Origin of the sequence: Agromyces protaetiae (assembly GCF_030866785.1) — a bacterium.
In the GTDB taxonomy this organism is placed as follows: Bacteria; Actinomycetota; Actinomycetes; order Actinomycetales; family Microbacteriaceae; genus Agromyces; species Agromyces silvae.
On the sequence record NZ_CP133018.1, the window covers coordinates 3,258,253 to 3,271,539 of the forward strand.

The window sequence follows — 13,287 nt, forward strand, 5'->3', positions numbered from 1 at the left end:
AGTCTGCCGCATCCAGCCGACATGGCCGGATGCCTCGGCGCGATCACGAGCGGGTCGGCCATCAGTCGAGTCTGCCGCATCCAGCCGACATGGCCGGATGCCTCGGCGCGATCACGAGCAGGTCGGCCATCAGTCGAGTCTGCCGCATCCAGCTGACATGGCCGGATGCCTCGGCGCGATCACGAGCAGGTCGGCCATCAGTCGAGTCTGCCGCATCCAGCTGACATGGCCGGATGCCTGGTCGCGATCACGCGGCATCCGCTCCGTGACCACGGCGAGACGTCGCAGATGACGGGTGCGCGCCGCGAACACCCGCCATGAGCGACCGCTCGATGAGGGCTTCGGATGCTCCGCGCTCAGGCGTAGCTGACGAGCGGACCGCCGGCCGCGGACCAGGCGACGCGGCCGCCCTCGAAGTCGGCGCCCGCGACGTCGGAGCCCTTCGGCGTCTCGACGTCGGCGATCGGCAGGCCGAGCCGGCCGCCCCAACCGCCGAGCAGCACCCAGATGTCGCGCACCATGCCGTGCAGGCAGGTGGCGCCGTGGCGCGCGGTCCAGACGATGGTGCCGCGCTCGTACTCGCGGAAGTAGCCGGTGCCGCGCGGGAGCTCCGCGTGCGGGCCGACCGGCGCTCCCAGGCGCGGGTGCTCCGCGTGCTTCGCGGCGATCGCGGGGACGGCGGCGATCAGGTCGCCGCCTCCGCCGTATCGGAGCGCCGCTTGGAAGTCGTCCCAGCTGACCACGCGCGGGGCGCGACGGGCCGGGTGCGGGGTGCAAGCGGTGGGGCGTGACATCTGAAACTCCGGAGTGTGGGGTACGGACAGGTGTGCAGATTCGGCTAGGGAGGCAGGGGCAGCCCAGGGGAGCCGACCGCCGTCGCGATGTCGGGTAAGCGACGGGGCCGGCTCGCAGATCTCGGCACCGGCGACAGTTCCCCCTGCAGGTCGGCGACCGTGATCGTCTTCGACTCTAAGGATCGGGGATGGGTCTCCGAATCAGGGATAGCCCTGATCGCCCCCGGCTTTGCCGAGTCGGGGTCAGTCGACCCGGTTCACCCGCCGAGCAGCAGCGCCACGATGAAGAGCACCGGCAGGGAACCCGCGGTCGTGAGGAAGACCGTGTCGCGCGCGAGGGTCTCCGCCGTGGAATACCGCTGCGCGAACACGAAGATGTTCTGGGCCGTGGGAAGCGCGGCGAGCACCGTGACCGCGTACAGCTGATGCCCCTCGAGCCCGAACACGAACGCGCCGAGCGCCCACGCGGCGACCGGCATCACCGCGAGCTGCAGCGTGGACGCGAGCAGCACGTCGCGTCGGTCGGTGCCGGGCGCGAGCAGCCGCTTGCCGTGCAGCGACATCCCGAAGGCGATGAGCATGAGCGGGATGGCCGCGTGCCCGATGGTCGCGACGGGTTCGGACACGATCGGGGGCAGCTCGAATCCGCTCACCGCGACGAGCACGCCGAGCGCGGAGGCCACGATGATCGGATTCAGCAGTGTGCCGCGCACGATGGCGGCGAACGATGTGCGGCCCTCGACCGTGATGCCGAGGATCGTGAGGCCGAGCGGATTGAACAGCACGAGCTGCAGCAGCACCACCGGGCCGGCGAGCGCTGCGTCGCCCAGCATGTACGCGGCGATCGGGATGCCGAAGTTGTTCCCGTTCACGTACGACGAGGCCAGCGACCCGATCACGGTGTGTGCGACGCCACGCCGCCAGACGAACAGCGAGACGGCCGCGAAGATCAGCGCCACCCCGGCCCCCACGATCGCGGAGACGGGAAGCAGCGCCGAGAATAGGGTCGCGACGTCGGCCGTCGACAGCACCGAGAACAACAGGAACGGCGTGAGCACGGCGAAGTTCAGCTTGGCGAGCACGGGTCTCGCCTCGGCCGGAAGCACGCCGGTGCGGGCCGCGACCCAGCCGACGAGCACGGCCAGGACGATGACGGAGAACCCCGTGAGGATGTCGATCACGCGACGGCCGGCAGGAGGGCTCGGCGGCGCGTGCGGATCATCGCCGCCAGCTTACCGTCGCGCGTCACGCCGAGCCGCGTCGGGCCGAGCCGCGTGGGGCCGAGCCGCGTGGCGGCACCTCGGATCAGCCGTCGCAGCCCCAGAACCAGGAGCCGTTGTACTCGATCGGGTACATCGGCTTGCCGAGGCACGGTCCGCACTCCTCGGGGCTCGGTGCAGCCGAGAGACCTGGATAGCTCGGTACGGCGGGTTCCGGCGCGGACGGCGCGGAAGGTGCGGCGGCGGATGCCCCGCTCGACCCACCCGACCGGCTCGCCACTCCTGAGCCCGCGGTCGACGCACGCTCGTCGGCCGCACGCGCCGCGTCCGCAGCCGCCTGGGCCGCAGCAGCGGCAGCAGCCTCAGCCGCGATCCGTGCGGCTTCGGCCTCGCGGTGCGCGGTGAGGGTCGCCGAGACCTGGTCGCGCGCCGCGTAGAGCTCGGCCCGCGCGGCGAACACGGCGGCAGGTGAACCGGCCGCCTCGCGCACGCGCTGCTGCGAGTCGATGAGCGCGGCCACCTGGTCGGCTCCGAGCGCCGCGGATGCCTCGTCGGCCAGCACTTGCACACTCGCCGCCGCCGTCTCGGCGACCCGGGCCGCTGCCGCGGCCTGGAGTTCGGCCACCTCGACCCCGGCGGCGCCGATGCCCACACGGTGGCCGACGGCGGCCACTGCGGCCTGCTTCGCGCGCACGAGGTCGGCGGCCGCCGCGGCGGCCTGCGCCTGATTCACGACGACCACGCTGCCGACGAGCAGGCCGGCCGCGGCGATGGCGACGAGTCGCCGACGTGCGTTCGACGCCGTGCTGGCGCGTGCGAATGCGGTCCCGAAAGGCATTGCATCTCCCCCGTATTCAACTCTCACGCGGGACCCCCCGGTTCCGCGAGGTGCGCGTTCGCCCCCCGGCGGCACGCTCACGGCCTCAATCTAGCGACGAAACGGAGAGTTGGGAACGGGAAACCGTGCCGGACGAACCCCGCTTTCGGGGGTCGCCGGAGCCGCTTCAGAGACGCGGTGGCACGGCGCGGAGCGCGCGCCATCCGCTCGCGATGTCGCACGAACCCAGCGTCGTGAAGCCCGCGTCGCGCAGGATGTCGCGCACCATCGCAGCACCCGTGGCACCGACCAGCGTGCCGCCGTGCACGACCCAGGTCGGGACCACGACGCCGCATTCGAGGAGCCAGGCGGGCAGGCCGAGCAGCTGGTCGCGGGAGCGCACGACGGTGAGCACGAGCTGCGCGTCCCAGGGGAACGCGCGCGGCACGTCTTCGAGCACCGAGACCAGCTCGGGAACGGGTAACTCGCCGCGAACGGCGACGGGGAGCCCGCGCGTGATGCCGAGCCGCTCGGCCAGTCTCGACTCGAGCGAGGCAAGCGCGCGGTAGACGCCACCCGCCGCCTCGGATTCCCCCATCATTTCCCCCCGGGTCATCTTCGCCTGAGATCCCCTGACTCGCAATGGCTCGGCCGGGAAACGCAGGAACGTTGCATGAGCTCGGCTCAGGCGGCGTCGATCGCCACCGCGGTGCCGCTCACGCGGATGCCGCCGCGCGCCGGGATCGCGACCGCGAGCACGCTCGGCCGGCCGATGTGCCGTCCCTGGTGGATGACGACCTCGGCGGGCGGATCCACGAGCCCGAGCTCCCGGAGGTAGCCGCCGAGGGCGGCCGCGGCCGAACCGGTCGCGGGGTCCTCGGTGATGCGGCCGACCGGGAAGAGGTTGCGCGCCTCCCACGTCGTCTCACCGACCAGGTGCAGCACGCTGATCGTGCCCGCCCAGCCCTGCGAGTCCATGATCGAGCGAACGGCGACCGGCGAGAACGTGAACGCGTCGAACACCGTCGCGTCGGCGAGCACGAGCACCGGGTGCCGGTTCCCGGCGAACGCGATCCGCGGCGGGTAGCGGTCGTCGAGGTCACCGCGCGTGAGGTGCAGCAGGTTCAGCACCTCGTCGAGGATCACGTCGTCGAACGCCTCGACGGCCGGGTCGACGCTCGTGAAGGTCGCGTGCACGCGCTCGTCCGAGGCATCCGTCTCGATGACGACCTCACCGACCGGGGTCGCGAACCGGAAGGTGCCGGCGCCCTCGCGCTCGGCGAGCGCGACCGCGGTCGCGATGGTCGCGTGGCCGCAGAACGGCACCTCGGCGATGGGCGAGAAGTACCGGATGCGGCGGGCTGCACCCTCGACGCCGAGCACGAAGGCCGTCTCGGCGTAGTCGACCTCGGCGGCGATGCGCTGCATCGCCTCGTCGTCGAGGCCGGAGGCGTCGAGCACGACGCCGGCCGGATTGCCACCCGCGGGGTCCTCCGTGAACGCGGCGTACCGGAGGATCTCGGGCTCACTCATCCCCCGATCCTGCCAGCTGGGACGCCCCTCGTCACGCCGCCCCGAGCGCGGCCGGATGGCTCACGCGCGGGGCGGGCGGGAGGATGCGTCAGGCGTCGGCGGTCACGCCGAGCAGTTCGTCGAGCCGCTCGTATCCCTCGGAGACGCCGGTCTCCATGTCCGACGCCGCCATGCCGTCGCGGGCCTCGAGGCTCGGGTACGTCGAGTGAATCGTGAGCCGCGTACGGCCCCCGCCGAGGTCTTCGAACGTCATGGCCTCGACGGCCACGACGTCGGGGACGCCCTCGAACTCGAAGGTCTGCACGGCGAACTCGTTGTCGCGCACGGTGTGGAACGTGCCGTTGAAGCCCCACTCGCCGCCGTCGGGGTCGCGGTGCACGTAGCGGTAGCCGCCCTGGGTGGTGAAGTCCCACCGCTCGATGGTCATCTCGTAGCCGCGCGGCCCGAGCCACTGCTTGACGAGCTCGGGTTCACGGTGCGCGCGGAAGACGGCCTCGACGGGCGCGTCGAACTCGCGCACGATCTCGATGAACGGCAGCCCTTCGGGCACGGTGATGGTGACGGGGTTGCTCATGATTCCTGCTCCTTCTCGTTCGCGTCGACGTCGCCGTCGGCACGGGTCTCGGTGGCGAGCAGCGCATCCAGCGAACGGAATCGCTGCTCATGGATCAGCCGGTATCGGTCGATCCAGGCGGTGAGCGCCTCGAGCGCTTCGGCACGCAGGTGCACGGGCCGCCGCTGCGCGTCGCGCGTGCGCGTGACGAGCCCGGCCTGCTCGAGCACCTGGATGTGCTTGGACACCGCCTGTTTGCTGATGGTGAACGGTTCGGCGAGGTCGTTGACGGTCGCGGGCCCCCGGCTCAGCCGGGCCACGATGCGCCGGCGAACGGGATCGGCCAGGGCCATGAAGGCACGGTCGAGCCGGTCGTCTGCGCCCGGGTCCCCGATCATCGCCACCCTCCTGTAATCAATGAACTTCTTGATCAACCATCTGGTTGACTACAAGATTACGACGAAGGTCTGGGCTCGTCAAGCACGAATCCGTTCACCGCACGGGTGCTACCGCTCGTCGCGCTGACCCCCGTTCGAGGGGAATCGCTTGCTTAGGATCGACGCGCGCAACGACGCACATCAAGAGGAGCACCCATGCCATCGACCCCCTCGGGAGCCGCGGCCGCGTCCACCGACGCACTCGCCCAGGATCCGAATCTGCCGCCCGTCGCCGTCCCTCCGGAGGACCTGAAGCGCGAGTCCAGATGGACCCCAGCCAAGATCGCGCTCTGGGCCGGGATCGCCCTCCTCGGCGGCGTCGCCTGGACGATGCTCGCCATCGTCCGCGGCGAGACCGTGAACGCGATGTGGTTCGTCTTCGCCGCGGTGTGCACGTATCTCATCGGGTACCGCTTCTACTCGAAGGTCATCGAGCGGCACCTCACCAAGCCCGACGATCGGCGGGCGACGCCCGCCGAGGTCAAGGCCGACGGCAAGGACTACGTCCCGACCGACCGCCGCGTGCTCTACGGCCACCACTTCGCGGCCATCGCCGGTGCCGGACCGCTCGTCGGGCCCGTGCTCGCGGCGCAGATGGGCTACCTGCCCGGCACGATCTGGATCATCGTGGGCGTGGTGCTCGCGGGTGCCGTGCAGGACTATCTCGTGCTGTTCTTCTCCATGCGCCGTGGCGGCCGCACCATCGGGCAGATGGCGCGCGACGAACTCGGGCGCGTGGGCGGCACCGCGGCGATGATCGCGGCGCTGCTCATCATGATCATCATCGTCGCGATCCTCGCGCTCGTCGTGGTGAACGCCCTCGGTGAGAGCCCATGGGGCGTGTTCAGCGTCTCCATGACCATCCCGATCGCGCTGTTCATGGGCGTCTACCTGCGGTTCATCCGCCCGGGGCGGATCACCGAGGTGTCCATCATCGGGTTCGTGCTGCTCATGCTCGCGATCATCGGCGGCGGATGGGTGGCGAGCACCGAGTGGGGCTACGCGATGTTCCACCTCGACCGCACGACGATCGCATGGGGCATCATCATCTACGGCTTCGTGGCGGCGGTCCTGCCGGTGTGGCTGCTGCTCGCCCCGCGCGACTACCTCTCGACGTTCATGAAGATCGGCGTCATCGTGATGCTCGCGGGCGCGGTCGTGCTCGTGCGCCCGGAGATCAGCGTCCCGGCGATCAGCGAGTTCGCGAACAGCGAGCTGGGGCCGGTGGTCAGCGGGTCGTTGTTCCCCTTCCTCTTCGTCACGATCGCCTGCGGCGCGTTGTCGGGCTTCCATGCCCTGATCGCATCCGGCACGACCCCGAAGCTCGTGGAGAAGGAGCGGCAGACCCGGGTCATCGGCTACGGCGGCATGCTCATGGAGTCGTTCGTCGCGATCATGGCGCTCGTGGCCGCGATCTCGCTCGATCGCGGCATCTACTTCGCGATGAACTCCTCGGCGGCGATGACGGGCGGCACCGTGGAGGGCGCGGTCGCGTTCGTGAACTCGCTCGGCCTCACAGGCGTCAACCTCACCCCGGAGATGCTGACCTCGACCGCAGCGGCCGTCGGTGAGGAGAGCATCGTCTCGCGCACGGGCGGGGCGCCGACCCTCGCACTCGGTCTCGCGAACATCATGCAACAGCTGTTCGGCGGTGCCGCACTCGCGGGCTTCTGGTACCACTTCGCGATCATGTTCGAAGCGCTCTTCATCCTCACCGCCGTCGACGCGGGCACGCGCGTCGCCCGGTTCATGCTGCAGGACTCGATCGGCAATGTGCTGCCGAAGTTCAAGGACGTGAGCTGGCGACCCGGGGTCTGGATCTGCACGGCGATCATGGTCGCCGGCTGGGGTGCGATCCTGATCATGGGCGTGACCGACCCGCTCGGCGGCATCAACACGCTGTTCCCGCTGTTCGGCATCGCGAACCAGTTGCTCGCGGCCATCGCGCTCGCGGTCGTGCTCGCGATCGTCGCGAAACGCGGCGCGTTCCGCTGGCTGTGGATCGTGGCGCTGCCACTCGCGTTCGCGGCGGTGGTGACGATCACCGCCTCCATGTACAAGATCTTCTCGCCGGTTCCGCAGGTCGGGTACTGGGCGAACCATTTCGCGTTCAAGGACGCCCTCGCGGCGGGCGAGACGAGCTTCGGCACGGCGACCAGCGTCGAGGCCATGGAGGCGGTCGTGCGCAACACCTTCGTCCAGGGCATGCTGTCGATCATCTTCGTGAGCCTCGCGATCGTGGTCATCGCGATATCGGTCGGCGTGACGATCCGGGCCATCCGGAGGGGCGGCGGCACAGACGCCGAGGACCCGGCCGTGCCGAGCCGGCGCTTCGCGCCCGCGGGCTTCGTCGCGACGCGTGCCGAGCGCGCGATCGAGGCGGAATGGAGCGAGCACGATGCCGAGCGCGACGTCGCGTCGCCCGCAGGCCGGGCCGGTCACTGATGGCGGCGCACCGAGCGCGATGAGCGACGACGCGAGCGCGACGTCACGTCGCCGGCAGGCCGGGCCGGTCACTGATGGCGGCCCACAGAGCGCGATGAGCGACGACTCGAGCGCGGGAGGCATCCGGTCGACGAGCCGGATGTCTCCCGCGCGCGCCGCGCGAGGCATCCGCTGGTGGCTGACGAATCTCATGGGCGACCGCGCCTACGAGACGTATCTCGAACATCACCGGCGCCATCACCCCGATGTCGCGCCGCTCACCGAGCGCGCCTTCTGGCGCGCGCGCGACGACGATCGCGACGCGAACCCCGGCGCGCGCTGCTGCTGACGGGCGGGGCGACTCGGTATTCCGGCATTGCGGGGCTACCGGTGCGCCCGCAATGCGAGCAGAATCGGCGCGGACGCTTCGAACGAGAGGAATGCTCATGGCCGTGCTGCTCAACCCCTACCTCAACTTCAAGGACAACGCGCGCGAGGCGCTCGAGTTCTACCAGTCGGTGTTCGGCGGCGAGCTGAACACCAGCACCTTCAGCGAGTACGGGCAGAACGACAGCCCGGCCGATGCCGACAAGCTCATGCACGGGCAGCTCACGACCGAGGCCGGGCAGACGATCATGGCCGCGGATACGCCGTCGACGATGACCTATACGCCGGCTGCGGGCATCTCGTTGTCACTCTCGGGAGACGACGATGCGACGCTGCGCCGCTATTGGGATGGGCTCATCGCGGGCGGAACCGTCGTGCAGCCGCTCGAGGTCGCGCCGTGGGGGGACGCGTTCGGCATGCTCGTCGACCGATTCGGCATCAGCTGGCTCGTGAACATCGCCGGCCCCGACAACCAGTAGCCGCCGCGACGCGCACCCAGGCGACTCGCCGCGTGCCCACGGCGGCTTCATAGGATCCCGCGCAACGCTTGCGGCATGTCCCGACGTGTCGCGCTTCCGGTGGTGACCGCGGCGTATCTCGCGATCGTCGCGTGGGCGACGCTCGGCCCGGTGCCGTGGGACGCCGTCGGATACGAGGCGCCGTTCGGTGTGCTCACGCCCTCGATCTGGTTCGAGCGCTCGACCTGGGCCATCGGGTCGCCCTTCGAGTTCACGGCGAACATCGTCATGTTCGTGCCGATCGGGGTGTTGTTCGCCCTCATCGCGGGTCCGCGGAAGTGGCTCGGTGCGCTGGCCGCCGCGGGCACCGCGAGCCTCGCGATCGAACTCGTGCAGATCCCCCTCGCCGACCGCATCTCCGACCCGCGCGATCTGCTCGCGAACACCGGCGGCGCCGTGATCGGGATCGCCCTGGTGGGTCTGGGTCGGCTCGTCCGCCTCGCCTGGCACGCGATGAACCGATCGGCTGATCGGGCGCGCGTCGCGCGCTGACCGACCGCGCGGGCTGAACTCTGGGTGAACTCTCGCCGGGTGCCCCTCGGCAGGCTTGTCGCGTGACGGCGGCGTGCTCAGACTGACGCCATGCACACCGACGAAGAAGACCGCGCAGTCGACCAGGTCATCGACCGTCTCGCCGAACGGTTCCCGACGGCCGACCGGGAGCACATCGCCGAGGTCGTCGACGAAGAGCACCACGAGCTCGACGGCAACCCCATCCGCGAGTACGTGCCGGTACTCGTCGAACACGATGCGCGCGACCGGCTCCGCACGGAGGGCGCCGAGGCGACGCCGCTCGCCACGGAGTCGGATGACCCAGCGGCCGGTCCGGTCAGCTGATCACCGCCGCTCGTGACGAAGGCGCGCGGAGCGCTCAGTCGAACAGGTCGCTGAGCCAGTTGTCCTTCTTCTTCTTCCGGGGGTAGCCCTGGTCGTAGCCTCGGTCGTCGTGGCGGCGGTCGTCGTAGCGACGGTCGTCGCGGCGCTGCTCGGGGTAGTCGCGGTCGCGGCCGCCCATCTGGCGAAGCAGGTCGAGCGGGTTCTGCGAGGTCTGCTGCGGGTACCCCTGCGGCGGATACGGCGGCTGCGGTGCGGCCTGCTGCGGTGCGGCCTGCTGCGGTGCGGCCGGCGCCTGGAACTCCTGGCCGGCGCGCTCGATGATCTTGTCGAGCTCACCGCGATCGAGCCACACGCCGCGGCACGTCGGGCAGTAGTCGATCTCGATGCCGCTGCGCTCGCTCATCACGAGCACCGCGCCGTCGTTGGGGCACTGCATGGGGGCTCCTTCGTCCGTCAAGGGTCTCCGGACGAGCATAGGCAGCCGAGCTGTGGGAATGCTTCCGAGTCCCCCTCGGTGTCAGACTTGCCCCATGCGCATCATCGTCACCGGCGGCTCGGGCAAGCTCGGCCGTACCGTCGTCCGCACGCTCCACGACGAGGGTCACGAGGTGGTGAACCTCGATCGGGCCGGCGAGCGCGGTCGTGTCGTCATCGTCGACCTCTCGGATGCCGGTCAGGTGCTCGACGCGATCTCGGGCATCGACGAGCAGCACGCGGGCGTGGACGCGATCGTGCACCTCGCTGCGGTGCCGGCGCCGGGGCTGATGAGCGACGTGGCGACGTTCCACAACAACATGCTGTCGACCTTCAACGTGCTGCAGGGGGCGCGGCGTGCCGGGGTGCGGCGCGTCGTGACGGCATCGAGCGAGACCGTGCTCGGACTGCCGTTCGACGTGCCGCCGCCGTACATCCCGGTCGACGAGGACGTGACGCGCCCCGAGTCGACCTACTCGCTCGTGAAACACCTCGAGGAGCAGCTCGCGGAGCACCTGGTGCGCTGGGACCCCGAGCTGTCGATCACGGCGCTCCGATTCTCGAATGTGATGGATCCCGAGGACTATGCGGCGTTCCCCGCGTTCGACGCCGATGCCCGGGCGCGCAAGTGGAACCTGTGGGGCTACGTCGACGCCCGCGATGGCGCGCAGGCGGTGAGCCGGGCGCTCGCGACGGCGAAGCCGGGCTTCGAACGCTATGTGATCGCCGCGGCGGACACCGTCATGTCGAGGCCGAATGCGGAGCTCGTGGCCGAGGTCTTCCCCGGCGTCGAGGTGCGGGGCGAGCTGGGCGTGCACGACACGATGCTGTCGATCGACAAGGCGCGGCGCGAGCTCGGCTACGAGCCGGCGTTCTCGTGGCGCGATCACGTCAGCGACTGAGCGAGTGCGTCAGCGACTGAGCGAGTACGCTCGGCGCATGCGCTTCCGGTTCACCGCACCGCTCTGGGAATGGCGATCGCGTGCCGAGTGGTACTTCGTGACGCTGCCGGCCGAGGCATCCGCCGACATCGGTGAGGTTCCGCGGCCGCCGCGCGGGTTCGGCGCGGTGAAGGTCCGGGTGCGGGTCGGCGGGTCACGCTGGTCGACGTCGATCTTTCCCGACTCGACGCAGGGCGCGTACGTGCTGCCCGTGAAGAAGGCCGTGCGCGAGGCCGAGGCGCTCGAAGAAGGCGCGCCGGTCACGGTCGAGCTCGAGCTCGTCGACATCTGATCCGCCCCATTGCGGAGGTCAGCCTGCGTCCCTAGAGTACTGATATGCAATCTACACGTGGTGTCGCCTCGGCATTCGTCCTCGTCGTCTCCGGATGTCTCGGGCTGCTCGCGCCCGCGGCGGCCCACGCCGCTCATGCAGCGTCCGACTGGGGCCCCGACACCGAGCCGGTGGTCGCGTGGCGCGCGACCTCGCTGCCGCCGTTGCAGGATCACCAGGCGGTCTGGCTACCCATTGATTCGTTCACCTGCCCCGGGGAGCATCCCTGGCTCCTCGATCGCCGCCTCTCCCAGCGCGAGGACCTGCCGCGCGGGGTCGACGTCGACCGGGGAAGGTCCGTGATCGTGGCGATCGGCGGCGAGCCGACGATCGACGAGGCGACCGGCTACGTGACCGGCTGGGGCGAGGGTGTGAGCCGTGCGGCGAACTTCCATCCGACCGACCCGTCATACGCGACGGTCCGGGCCGTGTGTACGAGCGATCCCGACCTCGCGTACACCGGCACACCCTAGGTTGTGTCTCCCACCTGCTCGCGACGGCGACCAGGTGGGAGACACGCCCTAGGAGCGAGGCTCGCGCGGGGACAGGTCCGGCCGGATCCGGGTACCGAACTCGTGCTTGAGGGCGCTGAGCGCCGCGTACCAGCCACCGAGCCCGTGCACGCCGGGCCCCGGCGCGGCCGAGGCGCCGCACAGGTACACCCCGCGTGCGGGCGTGCGCCAGGGGTCGCGCGAGATCACCGGGCGCTTGAGCAGCTGCCACACGTCGGGCTCGCCCGACGAGATGTCGCCGAGCACGTAATTGGGGTTGTGCGCTTCCACCTCGACGGCGGTGCTCGACGCCGTCGCGAGGATGGTGTCCCGGAATCCGGGCGCGAAACGCTCGATCTGCGCAGTCACGGCTTCGGCACGGTCGATGTTGGAACCGCGCGGCACGTGCGTGTAGGTCCAGAGCGACTGCTGGCCGGCGGGCGCGCGGCCGGGGTCGAACACCGACGGCTGCGACACCAGCACATACGGAGCCTCCGGGTGCATGCCGCGCGTCACCGCGTTCTCGGCGGCCGCGATCTCGGCGCGGGTGCCGCCGACGTGGACGGTGCCCGCGGTGGCGAGCTCGCGATCGCGCCACGGAACCGGGCCCGACAGGGCGAAGTCGACCTTCGCGACCCCGTTGCCGTAGCGGAACCGGTCGAGCGCGGCGACGTACCGGCCGGGCAAGCGTGAGCCCGCGAGCTCGGCGAGTGCGCGCGGCGTGACGTCGAGCAGCACGGCCCGCGCGGGCGGCAGCTCGTCGATCGAGGTCACCTCATGCCCGGTGATGAGCTCGCCTCCGTGCGCGACGAGGTCGTCGACGAGCGCCGTGATGATCGCTTGGCTGCCGCCTCTGGGGATCGGCCAGCCTACGGTGTGCGCGTAGGTCGCGAGCGAGAGCCCGGCACCGGCAGCCGCAAGGCTCGGGAGCGGGAGGATGGTGTGCGCGGCGACGCCCGTGAGCAACGCGGGCGCGAGATCCTCCTCGAACCGGGCGTCCCAGGCCGGGCTGCCCTGCTCGAGCGCCCGGAGACCGAATCGCAACGCGGTGATGGGGTCGGCCGGGACACGGAGCAACGCCGAACCGGTGAAGTCGGCGACCCCACGCAGGTGCGTGACCAGCGGCTGCATGAGCGAGCGGTAGGCGGCACCGTCGCGGCCGAGCCCTTCGGCCGTCCGCTCGAGGTCGCGCCACGCGAGCGCGGCGCGACCACCGTCCAGCGGATGCGCGAAGGACAGCTCGGGCACGACGAACTCGACTCGCCTGGTGAGGCCGAACTCCCGGAAGAAGTGTGACGCGAACGCGAGCGGATGCACCGCGGAGCACACGTCGTGTGTGAATCCGGGCAGGGTCAGTTCGGACGTGCGGGCACCACCGCCCGGCGTCTCATTGCGCTCGTACACGCGCACCGCGAGCCCCGCCCGCGCGAGCGTCACCGCGGCGGCGAGCCCGTTCGGCCCGGCCCCGACGACGATCGCGTCATACGCTTCCCGAGACATCCGCTGACTCATCCGTTCTCCGACGTCACC

17 protein-coding genes are annotated in these 13,287 nt (G+C 70.5%); 8 read left to right on the plus strand and 9 right to left on the minus strand.

From position 1 onward, the window contains the following. Positions 1 to 356: 356 nt before the first annotated feature. From QU602_RS14960 to QU602_RS14990, 7 genes are all read right to left on the minus strand, one after another. Positions 357 to 794, minus strand: coding sequence for an LGFP repeat-containing protein (locus tag QU602_RS14960; protein ID WP_308797250.1), 438 nt, complete (start codon positions 792 to 794; stop codon positions 357 to 359). Between the two features lie 257 nt (positions 795 to 1,051). Continuing rightward, a complete protein-coding gene (locus tag QU602_RS14965; protein WP_308797251.1) occupies positions 1,052 to 1,975 on the minus strand; it encodes an AEC family transporter in 924 nt (307 codons plus the stop codon). Between the two features lie 124 nt (positions 1,976 to 2,099). Further along, positions 2,100 to 2,852, minus strand: a complete 753-nt coding sequence (locus tag QU602_RS14970; RefSeq protein ID WP_308797252.1) for a hypothetical protein — start codon at positions 2,850 to 2,852, stop codon at positions 2,100 to 2,102. 166 nt (positions 2,853 to 3,018) lie between these two features. Beyond that, positions 3,019 to 3,447, minus strand: coding sequence for a hypothetical protein (locus QU602_RS14975; protein WP_308797253.1), 429 nt, complete (start codon positions 3,445 to 3,447; stop codon positions 3,019 to 3,021). A gap of 68 nt (positions 3,448 to 3,515) precedes the next feature. Next, entirely contained in the window at positions 3,516 to 4,364 is an 849-nt protein-coding gene (locus tag QU602_RS14980) for a PhzF family phenazine biosynthesis protein (protein ID WP_308797254.1), read from the minus strand. 88 nt (positions 4,365 to 4,452) lie between these two features. Continuing rightward, entirely contained in the window at positions 4,453 to 4,938 is a 486-nt protein-coding gene (locus tag QU602_RS14985) for an SRPBCC family protein (RefSeq protein ID WP_308797255.1), read from the minus strand. After that, a complete protein-coding gene (locus QU602_RS14990; RefSeq protein WP_308797256.1) occupies positions 4,935 to 5,315 on the minus strand; it encodes an ArsR/SmtB family transcription factor in 381 nt (126 codons plus the stop codon). Before QU602_RS14990 ends, QU602_RS14985 begins: the two co-directional genes overlap by 4 nt. A 195-nt stretch (positions 5,316 to 5,510) precedes the next feature. Between QU602_RS14990 and QU602_RS14995 the strand changes: the two genes are divergently transcribed. The 5 genes from QU602_RS14995 to QU602_RS15015 all read left to right on the plus strand — a co-directional run bounded on the left by QU602_RS14995 (position 5,511) and on the right by QU602_RS15015 (position 9,520). Beyond that, on the plus strand, positions 5,511 to 7,799 hold the full coding sequence (locus QU602_RS14995; RefSeq protein WP_308797257.1) for a carbon starvation CstA family protein: 2,289 nt from the start codon (positions 5,511 to 5,513) through the stop codon (positions 7,797 to 7,799). 94 nt (positions 7,800 to 7,893) lie between these two features. After that, positions 7,894 to 8,127 carry a YbdD/YjiX family protein gene (locus QU602_RS15000; RefSeq protein WP_308797258.1) on the plus strand — a complete coding sequence of 78 codons (234 nt, stop codon included), beginning with the start codon at positions 7,894 to 7,896 and terminating at the stop codon, positions 8,125 to 8,127. Positions 8,128 to 8,224: 97 nt separating this feature from the next. Beyond that, complete coding sequence (locus tag QU602_RS15005) at positions 8,225 to 8,644, plus strand: VOC family protein (protein WP_308797259.1); 420 nt, start codon at positions 8,225 to 8,227, stop codon at positions 8,642 to 8,644. Positions 8,645 to 8,719: 75 nt separating this feature from the next. After that, on the plus strand, positions 8,720 to 9,175 hold the full coding sequence (locus QU602_RS15010) for a VanZ family protein (protein WP_308797260.1): 456 nt from the start codon (positions 8,720 to 8,722) through the stop codon (positions 9,173 to 9,175). A gap of 90 nt (positions 9,176 to 9,265) precedes the next feature. Beyond that, entirely contained in the window at positions 9,266 to 9,520 is a 255-nt protein-coding gene (locus tag QU602_RS15015; protein WP_308797261.1) for a three-helix bundle dimerization domain-containing protein, read from the plus strand. A 34-nt stretch (positions 9,521 to 9,554) separates the two neighbouring features. On the opposite strand, the gene QU602_RS15020 is transcribed toward QU602_RS15015, so the two are convergent. Then, positions 9,555 to 9,956 carry a TFIIB-type zinc ribbon-containing protein gene (locus QU602_RS15020; RefSeq protein ID WP_308797262.1) on the minus strand — a complete coding sequence of 134 codons (402 nt, stop codon included), beginning with the start codon at positions 9,954 to 9,956 and terminating at the stop codon, positions 9,555 to 9,557. 94 nt (positions 9,957 to 10,050) lie between these two features. Here QU602_RS15020 and QU602_RS15025 point away from each other — a divergent pair, with 94 nt between their 5' ends. Genes QU602_RS15025 through QU602_RS15035 form a run of 3 tightly spaced genes read left to right on the plus strand, consistent with a single transcriptional unit; the run spans position 10,051 to position 11,739 of the window. Continuing rightward, positions 10,051 to 10,896: an NAD-dependent epimerase/dehydratase family protein gene (locus QU602_RS15025; protein WP_308797263.1), complete on the plus strand. Its 846-nt coding sequence runs from the start codon at positions 10,051 to 10,053 to the stop codon at positions 10,894 to 10,896. Positions 10,897 to 10,933: 37 nt separating this feature from the next. After that, positions 10,934 to 11,227, plus strand: a complete 294-nt coding sequence (locus QU602_RS15030; protein WP_308797264.1) for a DUF1905 domain-containing protein — start codon at positions 10,934 to 10,936, stop codon at positions 11,225 to 11,227. A gap of 44 nt (positions 11,228 to 11,271) precedes the next feature. Then, entirely contained in the window at positions 11,272 to 11,739 is a 468-nt protein-coding gene (locus QU602_RS15035) for a hypothetical protein (RefSeq protein WP_308797265.1), read from the plus strand. A gap of 48 nt (positions 11,740 to 11,787) precedes the next feature. Here the strand turns inward: QU602_RS15035 and QU602_RS15040 are convergent, their stop codons facing one another. Further along, on the minus strand, positions 11,788 to 13,257 hold the full coding sequence (locus QU602_RS15040; protein ID WP_308797266.1) for a phytoene desaturase family protein: 1,470 nt from the start codon (positions 13,255 to 13,257) through the stop codon (positions 11,788 to 11,790). Between the last annotated feature and the right edge of the window lie 30 nt (positions 13,258 to 13,287).

Coding starts and splice junctions, on each gene's coding strand:
- QU602_RS15020 (WP_308797262.1), bottom strand. CDS start 9,956: ATGCAGTGCCCCAACGACGGCGCGGTGCTCGTGATGAGCGAGCGCAGC.
- QU602_RS14995 (WP_308797257.1), top strand. CDS start 5,511: ATGCCATCGACCCCCTCGGGAGCCGCGGCCGCGTCCACCGACGCACTC.
- QU602_RS14980 (WP_308797254.1), bottom strand. CDS start 4,364: ATGAGTGAGCCCGAGATCCTCCGGTACGCCGCGTTCACGGAGGACCCC.
- QU602_RS14985 (WP_308797255.1), bottom strand. CDS start 4,938: ATGAGCAACCCCGTCACCATCACCGTGCCCGAAGGGCTGCCGTTCATC.
- QU602_RS15040 (WP_308797266.1), bottom strand. CDS start 13,257: ATGTCTCGGGAAGCGTATGACGCGATCGTCGTCGGGGCCGGGCCGAAC.
- QU602_RS15015 (WP_308797261.1), top strand. CDS start 9,266: ATGCACACCGACGAAGAAGACCGCGCAGTCGACCAGGTCATCGACCGT.
- QU602_RS15010 (WP_308797260.1), top strand. CDS start 8,720: ATGTCCCGACGTGTCGCGCTTCCGGTGGTGACCGCGGCGTATCTCGCG.
- QU602_RS14975 (WP_308797253.1), bottom strand. CDS start 3,447: ATGACCCGGGGGGAAATGATGGGGGAATCCGAGGCGGCGGGTGGCGTC.
- QU602_RS15030 (WP_308797264.1), top strand. CDS start 10,934: ATGCGCTTCCGGTTCACCGCACCGCTCTGGGAATGGCGATCGCGTGCC.
- QU602_RS15000 (WP_308797258.1), top strand. CDS start 7,894: ATGAGCGACGACTCGAGCGCGGGAGGCATCCGGTCGACGAGCCGGATG.
- QU602_RS14960 (WP_308797250.1), bottom strand. CDS start 794: ATGTCACGCCCCACCGCTTGCACCCCGCACCCGGCCCGTCGCGCCCCG.
- QU602_RS15025 (WP_308797263.1), top strand. CDS start 10,051: ATGCGCATCATCGTCACCGGCGGCTCGGGCAAGCTCGGCCGTACCGTC.
- QU602_RS14990 (WP_308797256.1), bottom strand. CDS start 5,315: ATGATCGGGGACCCGGGCGCAGACGACCGGCTCGACCGTGCCTTCATG.
- QU602_RS15005 (WP_308797259.1), top strand. CDS start 8,225: ATGGCCGTGCTGCTCAACCCCTACCTCAACTTCAAGGACAACGCGCGC.
- QU602_RS15035 (WP_308797265.1), top strand. CDS start 11,272: ATGCAATCTACACGTGGTGTCGCCTCGGCATTCGTCCTCGTCGTCTCC.
- QU602_RS14970 (WP_308797252.1), bottom strand. CDS start 2,852: ATGCCTTTCGGGACCGCATTCGCACGCGCCAGCACGGCGTCGAACGCA.